The sequence below is a fragment of the Streptomyces sp. NPDC041200 genome (genome assembly GCF_055591805.1).
This window is the reverse complement of the sequence record NZ_JBVIZF010000002.1, coordinates 1-16,955: the sequence shown is the minus strand read 5'-3', so window position 1 is coordinate 16,955 and position 16,955 is coordinate 1. Positions and strand designations below refer to the sequence as shown.

19 protein-coding genes, 1 tRNA gene and 3 pseudogenes are annotated in these 16,955 nt (G+C 66.8%); 9 read left to right on the top strand and 14 right to left on the bottom strand.

Features of this window, described 5'->3' with window-relative positions:
- Positions 1-49 precede the first annotated feature (49 nt).
- Together ACZ6CL_RS05145 and ACZ6CL_RS05140 are read right to left on the bottom strand one after the other, a co-directional pair.
- Complete coding sequence (locus ACZ6CL_RS05145) at positions 50-445, bottom strand: DUF2267 domain-containing protein (protein ID WP_468931351.1); 396 nt, start codon at positions 443-445, stop codon at positions 50-52.
- Positions 446-548: 103 nt separating this feature from the next.
- A complete protein-coding gene (locus ACZ6CL_RS05140; RefSeq protein ID WP_468931348.1) occupies positions 549-980 on the bottom strand; it encodes an Hsp20/alpha crystallin family protein in 432 nt (143 codons plus the stop codon).
- A gap of 128 nt (positions 981-1,108) precedes the next feature.
- On the opposite strand from ACZ6CL_RS05140, the gene ACZ6CL_RS05135 reads away from it, so the two are divergent.
- Positions 1,109-1,738 carry a type III effector protein gene (locus ACZ6CL_RS05135; protein ID WP_468931345.1) on the top strand — a complete coding sequence of 210 codons (630 nt, stop codon included), beginning with the start codon at positions 1,109-1,111 and terminating at the stop codon, positions 1,736-1,738.
- 202 nt (positions 1,739-1,940) lie between these two features.
- Positions 1,941-2,318: pseudogene (locus ACZ6CL_RS05130) on the top strand (PucR family transcriptional regulator); the annotation flags it as partial.
- A 130-nt stretch (positions 2,319-2,448) separates the two neighbouring features.
- On the opposite strand, the gene ACZ6CL_RS05125 reads toward ACZ6CL_RS05130, so the two are convergent.
- The 5 genes from ACZ6CL_RS05125 to ACZ6CL_RS05105 form a co-directional block, all read right to left on the bottom strand.
- Positions 2,449-2,658 carry a hypothetical protein gene (locus ACZ6CL_RS05125; protein WP_468931343.1) on the bottom strand — a complete coding sequence of 70 codons (210 nt, stop codon included), beginning with the start codon at positions 2,656-2,658 and terminating at the stop codon, positions 2,449-2,451.
- A gap of 39 nt (positions 2,659-2,697) precedes the next feature.
- The gene (locus ACZ6CL_RS05120) at positions 2,698-3,459 is read right to left on the bottom strand and encodes a class I SAM-dependent methyltransferase (protein ID WP_468931341.1); all 762 of its coding nucleotides are present in this window, start codon (positions 3,457-3,459) and stop codon (positions 2,698-2,700) included.
- Between the two features lie 502 nt (positions 3,460-3,961).
- Positions 3,962-5,206 (bottom strand): PP2C family protein-serine/threonine phosphatase, encoded by a 1,245-nt coding sequence (locus tag ACZ6CL_RS05115; protein ID WP_468931338.1) that lies wholly within the window; start codon positions 5,204-5,206, stop codon positions 3,962-3,964.
- Positions 5,207-5,453: 247 nt separating this feature from the next.
- Positions 5,454-5,720, bottom strand: a complete 267-nt coding sequence (locus ACZ6CL_RS05110; RefSeq protein ID WP_468933260.1) for a hypothetical protein — start codon at positions 5,718-5,720, stop codon at positions 5,454-5,456.
- Between the two features lie 298 nt (positions 5,721-6,018).
- A complete protein-coding gene (locus ACZ6CL_RS05105) occupies positions 6,019-6,600 on the bottom strand; it encodes a DUF5994 family protein (RefSeq protein ID WP_468931335.1) in 582 nt (193 codons plus the stop codon).
- Between the two features lie 239 nt (positions 6,601-6,839).
- Here ACZ6CL_RS05105 and ACZ6CL_RS05100 point away from each other — a divergent pair, with 239 nt between their 5' ends.
- Together ACZ6CL_RS05100 and ACZ6CL_RS05095 are read left to right on the top strand one after the other, a co-directional pair.
- The gene (locus tag ACZ6CL_RS05100; RefSeq protein ID WP_468931332.1) at positions 6,840-7,385 is read left to right on the top strand and encodes a DUF5994 family protein; all 546 of its coding nucleotides are present in this window, start codon (positions 6,840-6,842) and stop codon (positions 7,383-7,385) included.
- A gap of 58 nt (positions 7,386-7,443) precedes the next feature.
- Entirely contained in the window at positions 7,444-7,818 is a 375-nt protein-coding gene (locus tag ACZ6CL_RS05095; protein ID WP_468931329.1) for a hypothetical protein, read from the top strand.
- Positions 7,819-7,956: 138 nt separating this feature from the next.
- On the opposite strand, the pseudogene ACZ6CL_RS05090 reads toward ACZ6CL_RS05095, so the two are convergent.
- Both ACZ6CL_RS05090 and ACZ6CL_RS05085 read right to left on the bottom strand, forming a co-directional pair.
- A pseudogene (locus tag ACZ6CL_RS05090) lies at positions 7,957-8,145 on the bottom strand (SCO5918 family protein); the annotation flags it as partial.
- Positions 8,106-8,720: pseudogene (locus tag ACZ6CL_RS05085) on the bottom strand (DEAD/DEAH box helicase); the annotation flags it as partial. The pseudogenes ACZ6CL_RS05085 and ACZ6CL_RS05090, both read right to left, overlap by 40 nt.
- 444 nt (positions 8,721-9,164) lie before the next feature.
- Here ACZ6CL_RS05085 and ACZ6CL_RS05080 point away from each other — a divergent pair.
- Positions 9,165-9,401 carry a hypothetical protein gene (locus ACZ6CL_RS05080; protein WP_468931326.1) on the top strand — a complete coding sequence of 79 codons (237 nt, stop codon included), beginning with the start codon at positions 9,165-9,167 and terminating at the stop codon, positions 9,399-9,401.
- On the opposite strand, the gene ACZ6CL_RS05075 is transcribed toward ACZ6CL_RS05080, so the two are convergent.
- Positions 9,398-9,724 carry a hypothetical protein gene (locus ACZ6CL_RS05075; RefSeq protein ID WP_468931323.1) on the bottom strand — a complete coding sequence of 109 codons (327 nt, stop codon included), beginning with the start codon at positions 9,722-9,724 and terminating at the stop codon, positions 9,398-9,400. The two genes, ACZ6CL_RS05080 and ACZ6CL_RS05075, sit on opposite strands and share 4 nt — an antisense overlap.
- 527 nt (positions 9,725-10,251) lie before the next feature.
- Here ACZ6CL_RS05075 and ACZ6CL_RS05070 point away from each other — a divergent pair.
- The gene (locus tag ACZ6CL_RS05070) at positions 10,252-11,268 is read left to right on the top strand and encodes a hypothetical protein (RefSeq protein ID WP_468931320.1); all 1,017 of its coding nucleotides are present in this window, start codon (positions 10,252-10,254) and stop codon (positions 11,266-11,268) included.
- 568 nt (positions 11,269-11,836) lie between these two features.
- On the opposite strand, the gene ACZ6CL_RS05065 is transcribed toward ACZ6CL_RS05070, so the two are convergent.
- Positions 11,837-12,355, bottom strand: coding sequence for a hypothetical protein (locus ACZ6CL_RS05065; RefSeq protein WP_468931317.1), 519 nt, complete (start codon positions 12,353-12,355; stop codon positions 11,837-11,839).
- A 353-nt stretch (positions 12,356-12,708) separates the two neighbouring features.
- On the opposite strand from ACZ6CL_RS05065, the gene ACZ6CL_RS05060 reads away from it, so the two are divergent.
- Entirely contained in the window at positions 12,709-13,482 is a 774-nt protein-coding gene (locus ACZ6CL_RS05060) for a hypothetical protein (protein ID WP_468931315.1), read from the top strand.
- Between the two features lie 415 nt (positions 13,483-13,897).
- On the opposite strand, the gene ACZ6CL_RS05055 is transcribed toward ACZ6CL_RS05060, so the two are convergent.
- Positions 13,898-14,188 (bottom strand): hypothetical protein, encoded by a 291-nt coding sequence (locus tag ACZ6CL_RS05055; RefSeq protein ID WP_468931312.1) that lies wholly within the window; start codon positions 14,186-14,188, stop codon positions 13,898-13,900.
- Positions 14,185-14,589, bottom strand: coding sequence for an ATP-binding protein (locus tag ACZ6CL_RS05050; protein WP_468931309.1), 405 nt, complete (start codon positions 14,587-14,589; stop codon positions 14,185-14,187). Before ACZ6CL_RS05050 ends, ACZ6CL_RS05055 begins: the two co-directional genes overlap by 4 nt.
- Before the next feature lie 155 nt (positions 14,590-14,744).
- Between ACZ6CL_RS05050 and ACZ6CL_RS05045 the strand changes: the two genes are divergently transcribed.
- Both ACZ6CL_RS05045 and ACZ6CL_RS05040 read left to right on the top strand, forming a co-directional pair.
- Complete coding sequence (locus ACZ6CL_RS05045) at positions 14,745-15,287, top strand: GntR family transcriptional regulator (RefSeq protein ID WP_468931308.1); 543 nt, start codon at positions 14,745-14,747, stop codon at positions 15,285-15,287.
- Complete coding sequence (locus ACZ6CL_RS05040) at positions 15,284-16,063, top strand: GntR family transcriptional regulator (protein WP_468931306.1); 780 nt, start codon at positions 15,284-15,286, stop codon at positions 16,061-16,063. The genes ACZ6CL_RS05045 and ACZ6CL_RS05040 overlap by 4 nt, the downstream gene beginning before the upstream one ends.
- Before the next feature lie 252 nt (positions 16,064-16,315).
- Here the strand turns inward: ACZ6CL_RS05040 and ACZ6CL_RS05035 are convergent.
- Positions 16,316-16,389, bottom strand: a tRNA-Gly gene (locus tag ACZ6CL_RS05035).
- Positions 16,390-16,955: the final 566 nt, after the last annotated feature.

The window sequence follows — 16,955 nt, the reverse complement described above, 5'->3', positions numbered from 1 at the left end:
CTGTCACCAGGGTCGTGGTGGCCGGTGTGCGGTCACCGGGGGTGGGTGGTCAGATGAGTCGGGGGCGGCCGAACAGGAGGTCGTAGCCTGCGGGGAGCTGGAGCAGGATCTCGCTGAGGAGGTCGTCGCCGGCGCTGTCGGCGACCGTGGACAGGACAGCGCTGACGTCCCAGGCCGCGGTCTGTTCGGTGGCCCCTTCGATCCAGGCCGCGGTCGCCCGCACGAACCGCTCCGGGGGGAGCGGCTCGGCGCTCTGTAGCGGGTTGAGGAGGATCAGGGCGAAGTCTTCCGGCAGACGCGCCGCCAGCTGGGCGCGTACCTCGCCGACCAGGTGTGCGCCCAGCAGGGCCAGCACCACGCGGGCCGCGCGTTCGGCCTCCTGCCGAGTGCCGTAGTCGCCGCGTTCCTTCACATGGTCGAGGAACGCTTCGCGTCGCACAGCCACTTCGGCCGTCACCCCCTTCCTCGGCCCGTGGGGCGCGGAGGACGGGCGAGGGGGGAGATCAGATACCCGTCCTCCGCCGCTGTTCAGCCCTTGTCTGTCCGGTTCAGCCGGAGATCTCCTTGCGGCCGGTACCGACGCCGACGGTGACCTTGCGGGGCTTGGCGCGCTCGGCGATCGGGATGCGCAGGGTGAGCACGCCCGCGTCGTAGTCGGCCTGGATGTGCTCGGTGTCGAGGGTGTCGGCGAGCGCGATCTGGCGGGAGAAGGCACCCAGCGGCCGCTCGGACAGCTCCATCTGCACGTCGTCGGTCTTCGTCACGGGCCGGCGCTCGGCCTTGACGGTCAGCATGTTGCGTTCGACGTCGATGTCGATCGCGTCCGCGCTGACGCCGGGGATGTCGAAGGCCACCACGTACTGGTCGCCCTCGCGGTAGGCGTCCATCGGCATCGGGGACGGCCGGGACCAGGTAGCCGGTCCCATCAGCTGCTGCGTCAGCCGGTCGAGCTCACGAAAGGGGTCGGTGCGCATCAACATCGGAAAACACCTCCAGGAAGGTTCGGGCAGTTGCTGCCAATGCGCCTCACTGATTCCGTTGTAGCATGTCATCCAATGGATGACAAACCTTGTGTCGTCCAAAGGATGACTACCTGAGGGAGGTGCCCATGACTCCGGCCGACCAGCCGGCATCGTCCAGCGCCGACACACAGAGCCCGGCGTCGTTCCTCACCGCCGCGGCGGCCCTGCAGGCCATAGACGACGCCCTGCATGCCGCCCGGCACGAGGTCCCCGGCACTGCCGACACTCACGACGTCGGCCCGGAGCAGGCCCTGGCCTCGCTTCTCCTGCTGCGGCAGGTACGCGAGCAGCTCGCCGGATGGGAATCCGGCCTGATCGAAACCGCTCGAGAGGCGGGTGCCAGCTGGGCGGACCTCGCCCACCCCCTCGGCGTCGCCAGCCGCCAGGCCGCCGAACGCCGCTACCTGCGCAACCGGCCCGGTCCCGCCGGAACCACCGGCGAACAACGCGTCCAGGCCACCCGCGAACGCCGCGCTGCCCAACGCACCACCACCACCTGGGCCCGCCGCAACGCAGCCGACCTGCGCCGCATCGCCGGCCAGATCACCGCCCTCACCGACCTGCCCACCACGGCCCGCCTCCCGCTCAGCCAGCTCCACGCCGCCCTCGCCCACGACGACCCTGCCGAGCTCATCCGTCCCCTCAACGCCACCCGCCCCCACTTGGCCGCCCACCCCGACCTCGCCGCACAACTCGACACCTTCACACCGCCCTGACTCCACTCGTTACTCCAAGGCGCGCGCGAGACATCCCCCTGCCTCCACGGCGTTCGCTGGGTACGGCAGCGGCGAGGCCCTCTGGGGCCACCAGGAGCAGATCCGCCCGGGCCACGAAGGGGCCGCGTCCGCCACTGTCCGGCGGACGCCGCCCCTGGGCACGACGGCGGCGAACGGGCCAGTGGGGTTTCCGCGGCCCGGCGGTGAGCGTGAACGTACGATCCTGGACGCCTTCGTCGGCTGGGTGCACGGTCCCGGCAGCGGGCAGGCAGGAGCGCGGCGGGTGGCCGTCGGCCGTGAGCACCCGGGGGCCGGTGGCGTGGTGCGCAGTTACGAGGAGGCTCTGGACGCACTGGAGCTCGCCGACCGTCTTGAGCTGCCCGGTCCCGTTCTGCGCGCCGCCGACCCGCTGGTCTTTCCGGTGCTCCTGCGGGACCGTGCTGCCATGTCCGACCTGGTGCGTACGGTGCTCGGCCCGCTCGCACGGGCCCGGGGCGGAGCCGGGCCGCTCGTGGAGACGCTCACCGCGTGCGCGGCGGCGGCCTACGTCAACGCCGAGGCGGCCAGGCGGCTGAACATCGAGGGAGATCATGGAAGACCTCGGCACCTGACTGCTGACCGCGGACGCGGGCGGGGCGGGCGAAGGGGGCCCCTCCCTCCGCCCGCCCCGCGCACGTCCGCGGACAGTCGTGGGACGGCCTGCACTGGCGTCAGAAGCTGGAGGCGATGTCGTCGTACGTCGCGTCGTCGATCAGGCCGGAGTCGTCGAGGACGTTCTGGTGGTCGGGGACGGTGAGGTTGACCTCGGAGGCGAAGCGGCGCATGAGGGAGTTCTTGGTGCTGGCGCGGACCTGGGCGATGGTGACGAAGATCTTCCCGTGGGTGCCGCGCAGGTCCCGAGGCGCGTGCCCACCGCTCATCGGGCGCCATTCATGCCGTCTCGTCCCGCCATGCAAGGTTCAGGGGCGGACCGCCACCAGGACATCAACCACGTAGGTCTCTTCCACCGCCTCGTCTGGGAAAGCCCGGCTCAACCGCTCACGCTCATCGGCGAAAAAGGCATGACGGTCGGCCCGATCAAGGACGAGGAACGCCGAACGGCTGCCGATATTGGCGAGATGCAGGTCCAGGGGGACCGTGCGGCTCCAGCGCACTTGGCGGCGCGCGACCCGCAGCTCTGTCAGGCCCGCCAGCCGGATGGCGTCACTGTCGGTGGGGCGCACCGAGGATTTCGGCTTCATCCCGCAGTGGTGAGCGATGCGCTCGTGCTGCTCACGGACCCACGGAACATCGAAGGCCGTGGTGTTCCACCAGATCGCGAGCGCGCCGCCCGGACGCAGGACCCGCAACGCTTCCGGGACGGAGCGGGCGGTATCGGTCCACTGCCAGGACTGCGCATACGCGATGAGGTCGCGGGAAGCCTCGGCAAGCGGCAGAGCGTTGCCGTCCCCTCTCACGATCGGCACGTCCGGATGAGCCTGGCGGAACGCGGCGGCCATGGCCTCGCCGGGCTCGACCGCGATCACATCGGCGCCCCGCTCCCGCAGCAGCGCGGTGGCGATTCCGGTGCCCGCCCCGACATCGGCGACCCGGGAACCGGCCAGGCGACGGCCCGCGAACTCCTCGACGTGGTCGAAGAGCCCGGGTGGATAAGACGGCCGACTCGCCGCGTACTGGGCAGCGGCCACATCGAACGACCGGGCACGTGGGCTGGCGGACATTCCCCCATCATCGCCTTCAGGCCACAAGCTGGTCGGCGAGAGCAGGGCCAAGCCCAAGCAGTCGTTCACTGCCGACTGCCCTCGGACGGCCCATGGGCGGCCCCCACCGAGTTCACTCCCTCGTGACGCCTGGCGTCGCACTCGCCGAGTCGCGCGTTCAAGTGAGTGTTGAGGTCGTCACCTGACGGGGCCTCGTGGGCTTGCTCATAGGTGCGGCGTGCCCCGGAGGCCAGATGGCCAGCTGGCACGGAACGGGCACGAGGAGCCCAGAGAGGTCTGGACAACAAACAAGGCCGGGTCTGTGACCTGGGCCTTCGCTATGGAGCGGGTGACGAGAATCGAACTCGGCCTCTGAGCTCGGGAATCAACGGCGCTCTCATAGCTGTGGTGCGGATGACCAGGGAAAACGTGTCCGGCAGGGTGTCGCACGCCCGCAATGCCCACCCGGTCCGAGGCCGGCCTTGCAGACGCAAGCCCGAGCGCCAGGGGGGGAGCATGCTGGTCATACCTCTACCGTGACGAGCTGGTCGGCGGTGCCCCCGCTCCACTCGACCAGGAAGAGGGTCGCGTCGTCGGTGGTGACCCCGCCCCGTTCCCGCATCAGGGCGTGGGACAGGCCGCGCACCATCTCCTGCACACTTTCACCCACGCACCCCGCGTGGTCCACGAAGTCGAGCATGCGCTCCTCGCCGAACTGGTCCTCGCCGGCGCGGTGCTCCTCGACGAGCCCGTCGGTGAAGAAGAGGATCCGGTCGCCGCGGGACAGCGCCTGCTCGCTGACCTGCGGGATGGCGCCGCCGAAGCCGACGGGCAGGGTGCCAGGGCTCTCCAGCGGCTGGAGGACGCGGTGGTCGCGGATCAGCAGCGGCGCCGGGTGACCGGCGTTGACCCATTGCAGGTGGCCGGTTCCGATATCCAGGCGCATCATCTGTGCCGTGACGAAGTGGTCGGGCCCGAACTGCTCGTCGATGGCCTTGTCCATGAACATGTACAGCTCGGCGAGCCCGATATCGCCGCGTCTGGCGTGCCGGTAGGCGCCGATGGCGACGGTGGCCAGCACGGCCGCGTCCAGCCCGTGGCCCATGGCATCGATGACGGCCATGTGCAGGATGCTGTCGTTCAGGGCGTAGTCGAAGCTGTCACCTGCGACGTCGTAGGCAGGCTCGAGAATTCCGGCCACCGCGACCTGCGGTGTGATCATGGTCAGCGGCGGCAGCAATGACCATTGGATCTCCGCGGCCAGGGTCATCCGCTCACGGCGCCGGGCCCGGAAGAACTGATCGGTGTAGCTGTTCTTGGTGACCAGCATGTCGGCGACCAGGCCGGCGAGGCGTCGCAGCAACCGCCGGTCGTCGTCATCGACGGTGCTCAGGGTGACGGCCAGTACCCCCACCTCGTCGCTGCCGTCCAGCAGTGGCAGGTAGATCCGTACGCCATCGGCCTGTGGCTGTTCCACCGTCTCCGCGCTCAGAAAAGCCCTGCCGGCCTGGGAATCGTCGATCCGCACGGGTTCCCCGACCACGAGTCTCATGCCCGGCAGAGGAGCCAGTATCAGCTGGTCGTAGTCCTGAAGGAGGATCGAGACGTCACGCCCGCCGATCCTGGCCACTTCCTCCGCGACCAGCGGGGCGATCAGCTGGGGCGGCATCTCGTGTGCCCGGTCCAGCAGCACACCCAGCAGCCGCTCACCGAATCCCTCTGACCGATCCACCGTGACTTTTCGGAAGTCCTCTTCACCTTCTGTCATGGCGACCTCGATTCGCCGCACCGCCCTCACACTGAGGTGAGCCCTTGTGCTGCTTGCCGCGCTGTGGTCGGTGCTGTCTCCTCCACCCCGCCGTCGGGGCTCTTCCCACAACGGCCCCGGCGCAGAAACACCGGGGCCGCCCTTTCGGGTCGGTCGCACGTGAGAGTGCACCGGCCCATTCACCATGCTATGCCGGGTTCACCTTTCCGGCATGAGGGGCTTTTCGGTCCCGCTGACGAGCATCCCTTCAGACTTCGTCCGTCTGCGTGGCGTCCTGCCCGGAGGACCGGCTTGCCACCAGCCAGGACCGCGCCGGCTCTGCCGTGTGCGTGGTGTCCACGGTGAGATGGAGGCGGGTGCCGCCTTCCGCGCCGGCGGGGTAGCTCCGCTGTTCGGTGCCGTCGAAACAACGACGGAGTACCTCTGCGACCTGACGGGCGGCCTCGGGGGACGCGGCGACGATACGCACCTCGGCGCGCCCTGCCGGGGGTGATTCCGGTGGCTGCGTGGTGATGACGTGCCGCTGGGTGTGGGGCCCCGCTCCGGGCCCACCGGCCCCGGTCAGGAGAAGGCCATGCGCCGTTCGCGGCCCGTCGCGGTGTTCGGGGTGAGGAGGAGGGGGCGACGGGCGATCAGGCGGGCTTGCCGGCCGTCGGCCCTTCCGGCTCCGTCGGCCGACTCCCGGCAGGGCATCGCCGTAGTGGAAGGCTGCGATCCGCTCGTTGTGCTGGCCGTTGAGCAGGTGGATCAGCAGCACTCCGAGCATGATCATGCCGATGATCACGGACACCGTGATGGCGGTCTCCACATCCTCACCTCCCTTGGAGCTCAGGAGTCCGGTGGAGCTCAGGGCTCCCGTCGGGTTCGGCCTCCGGCCGCCACTGAGGCAGCCCGCCATCGGTCTCCCACTCCTCCTCGCGGCTGAGATCCTCCCGGGCGTTACGGGTGGCGGTCTCGCCTGCCATCAGACCGCTGGCGGTGAGGAGGCTGCCGACGGTGGCTGCGGCGGCCATCAGCCGGGCGGCGGCTGCCGCACTCGTCTCCGGCGGGATCACCAGAAGGTCCCAGCGGCCTGCGGTGTAGGAGAGCAGGATCAACTTGTGCGGGTCCTGCTCATCGGTGAACCAGCCCACGTTCACGGTGTGCCCGGTCGCAGGCACCTTGCGCGGGATCACGGGCCAGTGGGCCGGGTTCACGGAGACGCGAGTGATCCGGCCCCAGCGTGCGTCCAGCACGTCCGTCAGGGCCGGCAGCTCACGGAGGAGATCGCGGGAGCGGGGCCACCACGCACCGTCCAGAGCACCTGGAACCGGGCTGGCCGCGGCCAGTGACAAGCGGACCGGCGGTGAGGGCACGCGCTCATTGGTGGTCGTACGGTCGATGGTCACGGTCATGGCGCTGACCTGTCCCCAGGCACGTCTTGCAACGTCCCGGTGCTGTCACTCGCCGAAAACGACACCCGCGTGGAAGCCGGTGTGCGAAATGCTCCCGGTGGTTTCACTGTACTCCGGTGCGTGGTCCCGCCGGGCCCGCGTGTGATCAGTATCCGCAGGGCGCGGCCGAGCCTGTGAGTGGGCTCCCGGAGTACGGTGAAACCGGCGGTCCACCGAACCCCGCAGAGGGTGAGCAGACCATGTCCGACGCCGACACCCCGCGTGAAGTGAATCTTCTGCCGGACGCGATCCAGCATGCTGTGAAACCTGGAACAGCCCTGCTGCGGTTGGCGACGACACATACCCGTGAGGGCCTCCTCGACGGTGCGTGGTGGCCGCGCTCGCGCGACATCGGCGCGGAGCTTCCCGCCCTGGTCGCCGCGCTGACCGAGCACCTCGGGCCCGTCACGCGCGTCGGCCTGGACTCCGACGCCTGGGAAGAACTGCCGACACGGCTGATCATCGACGACCGCGTCGTGCACATCGACTCGTTCCCCGTGGGTGACGACACCATCCTCATCACCCGAGGCGATCAAGACCTCTTCTCCCTGCTGGTGATCCCGCCCCACGCGACGCCCGACGCGGCACGCACCGCGATGACCCGGTCCGTCCGCGCCGACAACCTCGCACCGGCCAAGCAGATCCTCATTGACACCGGCACCGGCACCGGCACCGGCACCGACCGAGCCCGCCCGACCGCCGAGGAAGACCCGCGGACAGGACCGGAACGCCGCGGCACGTCCTGAGGCCTCATCTGACGGACCCAGTGCCAGTTGGACGGACCGATGAATAGAATCGACTTTCATGTCGAACGCTGATGAACTGCTTGTGGACATCGCTGCCATGGTGGAGTCCGAGCAGAGCACTCAGATGTCCCTGACCGTGGTCACCGGTGGCGCTGTCATCACCGGACGGTTGGCTCCCGAAGCCGTGTGGAGGCGGCGTGTGTCGGAGATCCTCAAGGACTCGGACCACCTCGGTCCGTTCTCCGGAGTCTTCACCGCGGAGCCGACGCACGACGGGCCTGACCGCGGTGAGCCGCCCACACATCTGCACTTTCACGTCGCACGCATCCTGCAAGGCAGTATGGGGATCCCCGAGACCGGCGGGATGTACCGCGTCGCGATCAAGGACGTCAGCGGTTGGACCGTTGGCGACTTCAGCTATTCCGACCAATGAGTCATCGTTGCCGCATGCAGGGCCCGCCCGGAAGGTGCTGTCTGCCGCCCGGACGCTGAACGCGACGAGGGCTCGGCCGACGCGCGTCGGCCGAGCCCTCACAGCCGTCCTGGTCCTGGCTTCCGCCTGCCCCGTCGGTTACCCGGGCTCGGGGGAGCCGAGCTGAGTCCACGCTTGCTCAAACGGCGTGGGGGCGTCCCCGGGTGAGGTTGTGGGGACGGCACGGCAGGTGAAGCCGAGACGGGCCATGGCCCGGGTGACTTCGCCGGCGCTGAAGTCGCGACGGTCCTGCCCGGTGATGACTTCGCCCACCTCGCGACGACGACCTCCGCCCCACCACGCAGCGCACCGGCCTGCTTGCCGATCGCCATCCCACCAACCACCGTGGCCAGCCGCACATGCACGGAGCGGGCGTACGGAGTGAGCGCATCGGTGACCTGCTGCGCCAGCTCCCGGGTGGGCACCAGCACCAGGGCCAGCGGCTGCCGGGGCTCGGCTCGCCGACCGGCCGTACGGGCCAGCAGCGCCAGGCCGAAGGCGAGGGTCTTGCCGGATCCGGTGCGCCCACGGCCGAGTACGTCACGACCCGCGAGGGAGTTCGGCAGGGTCGCCGCCTGGATCGGGAACGGCACGGTCACGCCTTCGGCCGCGAGCGCCCCTAGCAGAAGGCGAGGCATGTCGAGATCAGCGAACGCCTCGACGGCGGGGAGTGCGGGGCTGATCGTCACCGGCAGGGCGAACTCCCCCTGCGGCGCGGCAGGGCGCCGCCCGTCACCATGCGAAGCGTTCGGTTTGCCGGAGCGCTTGGAAACACCGGCCCCCGAGCGGCTGCCGCTCTTCCCGGAGCCGCGACCGCCGGTACGGGTAGGGGCGAAACGGGCGTTGGGACGTGTGCGGTTCATGCGGAACCTTCCTCGAAGCGGAACGCATCAAGGAATTCCCGCGGCGCTGAGCAGCGCAGAGAATCGCAAGAACGGGCCAAACATAAGTGAAACAGAATCCAACCGGCCGTAAAACGGCTGTCCGATGGCTGTACCGCTGGATGCGGCCGAGTGAGTCGGCGAACATACGGCGGTCGAATCCGGCGTCGTTCTGTGCGGCGAGTGCCATGAGCTGGTCGCGGGTGTAGCCGGCGTCCAGCAGTCCCGCGACGTCGATGGCGTCGCTGACCTCGGCTCGGGTGAACAGTGCGCTGGTCTTGCCTGCGGCGACATCGTCGCGGTGCAGGACCGGGCCCAGCTCGGATTCGACTGGTGCGTGGTGCAAGAACTCGGCGACGAGCTCCACCTTGCTCTACGTGCCCGAGGCGGTGTCGGTGACCCCCACCTGGTGTAGGTGGGGGTCAGATGGGCTTGCTCGACGGCGTATCCGGCGGCTTCGTAGGCGGTGGTGATCCGTTCTGCGGCCTGGCTCATCTCACGGCTCGCTCTGTCGAACGGCGCGAAGAGGTCCACGTCGTCACTGACACGGTTGACGATGTGGTGGGCCTGGACGGCGTATCCGCCCGCGAGGGCCTACCCGTAGTCCTCGGCAAGCGCGTCCAGCCCGATGCGGATCAGTTGGTGGTGCAGTTCGTCCACTAGGCGGCAGCCGTCGTGCTGGACCCGCGGAGTTCGGGGAAGCGAGCTTCCCAGGCCGCCCGGACCGGGGAGGGCAGGAACAGGTCTCGCCACACCTCTCGCAGAGGCGTGGTGTGCATATAGATCTTGAGGTCGTCGCGCGTCTGGGCCTCGCGGATGACGCGCTCGTACATCAGCCGGAAGTCTGCTTCGTCGGCCAGGTCGTAGACGTAGCGCGGTCCCCAGTCGATGTGGCGCGGCAGGGTGACGTTGCCGGTTGTCGGCCCGTTCAGCTCGGCGAGCGATTCCGGCAGTACGTACGGCTTCGCCGCTGCATACCTGCTCATGGGTCCAGCATGTCTGATGGGGACAGCCGAGGGCATCGGCAGTGCGGATGAGTGCCCGAGGGAGTGAACGCGGTCGCCGGGGCGCGGAACGGCATCGGGTACGGATCGGGCACGGCGACCCCTGAGAGGTCTGGACAACAAAGAAGCCCCGGGTCGCTGGCCTGGGGCTTTGTGCTGGAGCGGGTGACGAGAATCGAACTCGCGCTCTGAGCTTGGGAATCACGGGGCGGTTGACGCTGATCTGGCTTCTGACCTGCGTAAACGAGCGCTGACGGCATGTTGTCTTGGTTGCCCCAGTACCCGTCATTGACCGCTATTCACCGCTCCATCTGGTGCGCATCTGGTGCGGGGCGCGTCGAGAGGCAGCGTCATGAGTACGATCAAGTGCGCGCATAAGGTACCTCAGCTCGGTTATTCTGTCGAACTGGGACATGGTGGCTGCATGGGGCTGGCATCATCGCCGCATGTTGGCTCGGATTCAGTCACGGCTTGCTCGACAACGGAGGGCATCTGCCGGTAGCGAGATCATGGAATTCGCCGAGAGCGTGGATGTCCTTTGGCCGGGGCGTCGGGTCCCACTCAGGGTGCGTCTTGCCCTTCGCGTGAATGATCGCACCGCGCGCGCAAGTTCAGCAGCTGTTTTTATTTGCGGCGCAGTTATCGGAATTTGGTGGCCAATGCCCATAGTTTTGCTATTGGACGACAGGCGTGGTTCGTTCCGCGAGACCATGAGTCATTTCGATGGCAAGATGGCATCCGTGATTGCGGATTCTGCGAATTCTGGAGATATGGTCTCGCAGCTTATCAGGGTAGGTCTAGGGTTCCTGGCCCTTGGGGCATATTACATGATTGCGGCAGTTGGGCCAGCAGTTTTCGCGTATCGTATGGGGCGGGGGTACCAGGGAATTAAATTCCCTGGGCGTAAGACTATCCTGTTGTTTCGTCGATCTGCCATAGTCTGTGCTTGTGCCTCTGCGGTCGTCGCTTTGGCTAAGCCGCTTGGTAATTCAGGTGAACGACGAGTGGTGCAACTCCATGAAGCAGTCGGTAAAATTACGCAAGTGCGCAAATTGCTTTCTTCGCTTCCTCGGCTCGAAGCTGGCCCACGCAATGGGCGGCGCAGAAGGAAGCGGATTGTCAGGAGGCACGTTCGGAGGGTTGCAGTGGCTCTTGGGCGACTGGAAGATCGTGCGGGAGAGGCATCCGATCGGGATCTTAAAGAGATCGGTGAAATTCTACTGAAGATTTCTAGTCGACTCGCAGATCGGCAATACAGAAACCTCCTCGATGCTGAGGATCTTCAGGATGTGGTCGTTCCTGAGCGAGAGGCTCTTCGCCTTGCGCTGGGGGCATTTCTTGTGTTGCTGTTGTCCGGTACCTCTATGGGATTTCTTGGTCTTCTCGGATTCTCGGATGGTTTGGAACCGGTAGCTATCGGGACTTCCGTTGTTGTTTCTGCAGTGATCGTTTTTCGAGGAAAGGCGCTGGCGAAGCTAGAATCCATTGGCGTACTCGGTGCAAAGTCTGACCGGGGACAACAGTGATGGGTCCTAGACCAGCACCCATCAGAGCTGCATAAGGTACATGGCATGGACTCTGCGAACTGGGCAACATGGGTGGGATCCGCCGCTGCAACTGTGGCCGCCGTCGCCTCCGTCGCTGTCTGGTGGCGAGGCCGTGCAGACGTCACCTGGGAACTGGAGCCGGTTAGCCGGGGCTTCTCGCAGCTCGTCAACACCGGTACTGCCACAGCGAAACGCGTGCGTGTCCGAGTCGGCTCCGCCAGCAGCCCCGGAGACCGAGACACGCACGTCGACCGGGATGCGGTAGCCCCCGGCGAAAACGTACCCGTCCCCACCTCCCGTGACATGGGTGATCCACAAGACTTTGGCGTCATTGTCACCTGGCGAAGCGCGTTCAGGGGGAGACAGACGTGGATACGACTCGTCCTGTGACGCCACGAGGGTGAACCCGGCGTCGGAAGGCGGCTACCGCAAACCTTTTCTGGATTGGTGAGATCAAGGGAAACACACAGACCCCTTCCCATAGCCTCAGTTGCGAGAGGGCCGAATCAACCCATTCCGGGGGTCACCCTTACCCATCTTGATCACATTAAGCCAATTTCGGCGGCCAGCCTGTCTGGGGGAAATGTTCGCTTACGAAGTTGAGCACCCGCCAGCCGAAGGGGGCCGAGTAGCGCATCAGAAGAGGCATGTATGCGTACTGTTCGTCGGGCTGAATGGCGCCGGTCGCTGGTACCGGCAGATAACGCAGCAACTCGATGTCTAGAGCGACGAGGCGACGGCCAGAGGCGAAGCCCCATGTCTGCGGGGACACCTTGAATGACGCACACAAAGCATCCACTTGAGTGCGAGCGAAGGGCTCCCAAAGGCTGTGGGTGGGCTCGTCCAGGATGAGTTGGTCCACAACCTCGTCTGGGTGATACCCATCCTGCTGTGCCTGCGGTAGGAGGGGCGTCAGCCACGACTGTGCCCAGCACGTGCGAAGCAATGGGTCAACGTGCGGCCATGCGGTCGCCAAGCTGTGTTGCACCCATATCGCCTCGATGAAGGCTGAAGCCCCCGCCACGACCGGGGCAGTTGCCGCCAAGTTCTCGTCATCCCAGTCCATGCGCACAGTTTGCCGAACGTCAGCAGGTAGGGCACTGCTCGTGGACCAAATTTCTTCCTTCGGCCCGCCACCGGGAGTTCGATCCGGTGGCTCTTCCTGTTCTGCCCAGATGCGCGGCATCAGCGTCGGCCAATCCGAGTCGAGCCGCCTGGGTGCGCCGGCGTCCGTCCTCGTTGATGTGCAGGCGCAGATGTCAGCCACTTCATCTGGCGCCCTTTGCTGCCCCGATCCGCAGGTCGGTTGACATGCGGCGCACGATTGGTCGTTCATCTGAGCTGCGCTCGTGCACTTCGGGTGCAGGGCATGTGGTCCTCCAACTAGCCTGTGGAGACACCGCCGTTAGGATGTAACGCGTGTCTAGCCCGGATGAGGTACCTGAGACCCCCGAGCCTGAGGCGGCCCCGCTGTCACGTTGGGAGCGTCTAGGGGCATCGCTGTCCGGCATCATTCTGTCCGGAGCCGGGGTGGCTGCGGTGTTTGTGACCAGCAACCAAGCTGGTTCGGTCGCACTTCTATTGGTCGGGGTAGTTCTCCTGATCATGGCGATAAACGGGTCGCCGCTTACACGCGCTCGTTACCAAGATTACGAACTGTTCATGACTCGCCGTCGGCGTCAGATTGCTGCGACTATCGAGCAAGAGTCGCCTGCGGATGCCAGGCAAGCCCTGCAGGTTTTGAGTGCAATCGATCCGCGTGCCATCGAAGATCCCGCAGTAGCGCGAGTCTCTGCGCATGTTTATGAGCGGGAGGTGGTCAATTGCCTGGCCCGGATCTACCCTGAAACGCAACACCGAGGCGGAGCCGGTGACCAAGGTGTTGACGCAACCGTGCGGACGCCTGAGGGGCTCATCGGGGTGGAGGTTAAAGCAGGTCGCGGAAGTCTGACGGGAGCCGCGATTAGGAATATTGTTCAAGCGGCTGCATACGCCCGTGAGTCGGGCCATGTTCCCATTAAGGGCCTTCTTGTGGTAACGAACATGCCCTTTTCTCGGGACCATGGGAGAAGGATTAGGGAATCTGGTGCGAATCTGCCTACTGTTGTCGTTCGGTGGCTGGACGAACAGGACGATGATGCGCTTAAAGTCAAGTTGCAAGAATTGATTTCGCGCTTGAATTCGTCCAGCTGACCGCCGGTCTCAACCCACTACTTCCCCCCGGCTCCCATCCCGTCTGCCGTCGACCCACACACCGTGGAGCGGGCGTGGTTCCTGGCGTCCAGGTGGAGCGCGCCACTGTACGAACGACCTGGACGCCAGGGGCCGCGTCTGCTCGGCTCTGCCTGGGTTGACGGCAGACGGGATGGGAGCTCCCGCGCACGCCACCGATAACCGGTACTCGCGTATGGCGCCCCGTCCATCCCGGAGCCTGAGCGCCCCCGCCGGAGGCATCAATCTCTAAGGTCAGGCGGCTGCTTGCTGTGTGCGCGGCACGGACGGCGGCCGGGCTGGAGCGGGGCGGAGACATGAGCGCAGGCCCGGCCGGGGGCCGGGCCGCGCGCGCCGCGCTTGCGCGGCGCCTTGAACCCGTAAAGAAGGCTGTAACTCACTGCTTGCGCCTGGCACGTTCGTGCTCGGCGATGCTGATGATGGTCTCGGCGCCGTCGAGCCGGTGGCGGAGCTTGTTGAGCACGTCGGTGCGGGCCGAGTGGATGAGGTGGTCCGTGGTCGGCGCCGTGCCGTTTGGGGTTCCGGTGGGGGTCCAGAACGTCTTGTGGCAGTGCTCGCGGACTATGTCCTGGCACATGCGGATCACCCAGTTCATGGCCACGGTTATCTCGTCGCGGTGGAGCTGGTCCAGGTCCCAACCGTCGTTGTGCTCGGGGCGGGGCGTCATGCGGAGTGTTCTGCGATCGGCGTCGACTTCATGGTGAACCACACCGTCTTGCCCACGGTGTGCTCGATGTCGCCCCAGTCGTCCGCGAGTTCGGCTACGAGGAGCAGGCCGCGGCCGTGTTCGCTGTCGAGGCGCGGGGCTTGGGATACGGGGCGGCCGTCGCCGGAGTCGCGTACCGCGATGCGTACTTCTTCGTCGGCCGCTTCGACGCGCACCCGGAACAGCCGGCCGGGTGGGGCGCCGTGGAGGAGTGCGTTGGTCGCGAGTTCCGATACGCAGAGCTCGATCTCGTCTAAGCGGTCGACGTAGCCCCACTCGGAGAGTGTTCGGGTCACGAACTGTCGGCTGGCCCGGATGGATGGCTTGCGCCGCGTAAACAGCTGTTGGCGCGTCAGGCGCACGGTCGGTCACCGCCTCATAGCGTGCTGTGAGATTGAGGTCACCTTATTGCTATTCACGAAAGGTGGCAAGATAGTCTCAGGGTGGTGGCCATGGGGTCGCTTACTGTGTAAAGCGGCAAGGTTGGCGAGTCCGATCACGCTTGAGGAGGGGTTCGATGCCTGGCGACGCGTGGATCAGCACCTCGATGCCTTATCTGCGACCGGCTGCCGGAGGGCAGGGCGATGTGTGGGGGCAGGAGGCCGCGGCGCGTGGGCGTCGGGGCACTCAACGGATCGTGGCGGCGGGGGAGGTGCCCGCTCCCGATGCGGTGGCCCGGCTTCTGGGGCTTGAGGAGGGGGAACAGGTCGTCGTGCGGCGCCGGATCATGTACTTGGACGAGCAGCCGTGCGAGCTGACCGACTCCTACTACCCGGCCCGGGTCGCGGCAGGAACCGCCCTCGCGGGCACCGCGAAGATCCGCGGCGGAGCGGTGGCGTTGCTCGCCGAACTGGGTTACGTGGGGCGGCGTGTGCGGGAGGACGTGACGGCCCGGATGCCGGATGAGGAGGAGCGGGCGCTGTTGCGGGCCGATGCCGACGAGCCGGTCTTGCGGCTGGAGCGTGTCGTGCTCGATGGGGACGAGCGTCCGATCCAGGCCGACTTGATCACCATGCCTGCCCACCGGCAGCGTCTTCGCTACGAACTCACGATGGGATGACCGTGCCCAAGGCCGAACAGGGCGCCGTCGACCGGCGCTCCCTGCACGAGCGGATCGCCGCCGATCTACGGGACGAGATCATGTCGGGCGACCTTCGCCCCGGCGCGAATCTGCCGTCGACCGCACAGCTCAAGGAGCGGTTCTCGGCGTCGAACGCGACGGTGCAGAAGGCGTTGCAGCTGCTGAAGGACGAAGGTCTGGCGGTGGGCCGCGCCGGAGCGGCCGTCACCGTACGGGAGCACCGGCAGCGCACCATGCGCCCCGCCTCGTACATGGCCCCGGCCGCGTCCGGTGAGCCGTACCGGTGGATCAGCGAGGCCGCCAGTCATCAGACGCGCGGGAGCAGCCGTCTCCTGGACGTGGCCGAGGTCCGGCCGCCCGCCGATGTCGCCGAGGCGCTGCGCCTGCCGGAGGGCGGCACGGCGCTGCTGCGGACGCAGGTGCTGCTCATGGATGACGAGCCGGTGGAGCTGGTGAAGTCCTACTACCCGCTGGAGTTGGCGCGCGGGACGGCGATGATGGACCGCCGCAAGATCAAGGGCGGCACCCCGGCCCTCCTGGCGGAGTTGGGCTACCCGCCCCGTCTCAGTGTCGACAAGGTGTCCGCCCGCGTGCCGACCCAGGAGCAGTACACGGTGCTCGGCCTGCCGGGCAATCTGCCCGTACTGCGTACGTTGCGGGTGGTGTGCAGCGACGACGAGCGCCCCATCGAGGCCACCGTGATGGCCAAAGCCGGTCACCTCTACGAGTTGCAGTACGAGTTCACACCTTCCTGACCGTCGTCTTGCCCATCAATCCGATGGCCGTCGTCGTGTTGGCTACCCGGAGTTGTGGGTCACACCGGCCACCGAGGCATCGCGTTCAGGTGAGTGTTGAGGTCGTCACACGATCGGGCCTCGCGGATGACGCGCTGCGGCGCGCGTCGGCGCCGCAGCATCTGGTGCGGATCGGGCACGCGGAGGGCACGGCGACCCCAGAGAGGTCTAGACAACAAACAAGCCCCGGGCCGCTGGCCTGGGGCTTTGCGTTGGAGCGGGTGACGAGAATCGAACTCGCGCTCTGAGCTTGGGAAGCTCATGTTCTACCATTAAACTACACCCGCGAGGAGGCCCCGATCCCTCGGTGCCGCATCGTCGCTCACTGTACCCCATGGCTGACCCCCGGCGCATTCGCTGTGGGGTTTTCACGCTTTTCGGGGGGAGTTCGGGGGGCTTCGCGGCGGGGTGGAGTGGGGGAAGGCGCTGTGGGAGTGCGGGAGTTGGGGCGTACCGTGTGGGGCGGAGTGCCGCTTGGAGCGGTGTGCGGTTGATCCCCTAATGTGGCTTTTGTCGTCCACTCGTCCACGTTCATGGGGAAGGGACTCAATGGAGCGCACCGTCGTCCGTTGTGCCGAAGGGCATGTGTTCAGCACCGCTTCGTTCCCGATGCGGCACCTTACGGTCGACCGCATCGGGCCCGGGCGGCTGCTGCGGTGTCCGCGTTGTGCCAGGCTCCGGCATGCGGTGCCGGTAGCGCGCGAGGAGCTGTAGCAGCGGGTAGTCGCGGGTAGTTGCGGTAGTCGAACGAAGATCGTGGGCGCGGGGACGGTCCTGTGTGGGCAGGCACGCGCCAGGGGGTGGGGGGGGTTTTTTTTTTCCCCTTCCTTTTTTCTCTCCCACAAAAAAACCC

Bases quoted from the DNA above. Each gene is read 5' to 3' on its own strand.
- ACZ6CL_RS05040 (WP_468931306.1), top strand. From the start codon at position 15,284: ATGACCGTGCCCAAGGCCGAACAGGGCGCCGTCGACCGGCGCTCCCTG.
- ACZ6CL_RS05125 (WP_468931343.1), bottom strand. From the start codon at position 2,658: ATGAGCGGTGGGCACGCGCCTCGGGACCTGCGCGGCACCCACGGGAAG.
- ACZ6CL_RS05055 (WP_468931312.1), bottom strand. From the start codon at position 14,188: ATGACGCCCCGCCCCGAGCACAACGACGGTTGGGACCTGGACCAGCTC.
- ACZ6CL_RS05095 (WP_468931329.1), top strand. From the start codon at position 7,444: ATGTCGAACGCTGATGAACTGCTTGTGGACATCGCTGCCATGGTGGAG.
- ACZ6CL_RS05105 (WP_468931335.1), bottom strand. From the start codon at position 6,600: ATGACCGTGACCATCGACCGTACGACCACCAATGAGCGCGTGCCCTCA.
- ACZ6CL_RS05080 (WP_468931326.1), top strand. From the start codon at position 9,165: ATGGGCTTGCTCGACGGCGTATCCGGCGGCTTCGTAGGCGGTGGTGAT.
- ACZ6CL_RS05070 (WP_468931320.1), top strand. From the start codon at position 10,252: ATGGAATTCGCCGAGAGCGTGGATGTCCTTTGGCCGGGGCGTCGGGTC.
- ACZ6CL_RS05140 (WP_468931348.1), bottom strand. From the start codon at position 980: ATGTTGATGCGCACCGACCCCTTTCGTGAGCTCGACCGGCTGACGCAG.
- ACZ6CL_RS05100 (WP_468931332.1), top strand. From the start codon at position 6,840: ATGTCCGACGCCGACACCCCGCGTGAAGTGAATCTTCTGCCGGACGCG.
- ACZ6CL_RS05075 (WP_468931323.1), bottom strand. From the start codon at position 9,724: ATGAGCAGGTATGCAGCGGCGAAGCCGTACGTACTGCCGGAATCGCTC.
- ACZ6CL_RS05065 (WP_468931317.1), bottom strand. From the start codon at position 12,355: ATGGACTGGGATGACGAGAACTTGGCGGCAACTGCCCCGGTCGTGGCG.
- ACZ6CL_RS05135 (WP_468931345.1), top strand. From the start codon at position 1,109: ATGACTCCGGCCGACCAGCCGGCATCGTCCAGCGCCGACACACAGAGC.
- ACZ6CL_RS05120 (WP_468931341.1), bottom strand. From the start codon at position 3,459: ATGTCCGCCAGCCCACGTGCCCGGTCGTTCGATGTGGCCGCTGCCCAG.
- ACZ6CL_RS05115 (WP_468931338.1), bottom strand. From the start codon at position 5,206: ATGACAGAAGGTGAAGAGGACTTCCGAAAAGTCACGGTGGATCGGTCA.
- ACZ6CL_RS05045 (WP_468931308.1), top strand. From the start codon at position 14,745: ATGCCTGGCGACGCGTGGATCAGCACCTCGATGCCTTATCTGCGACCG.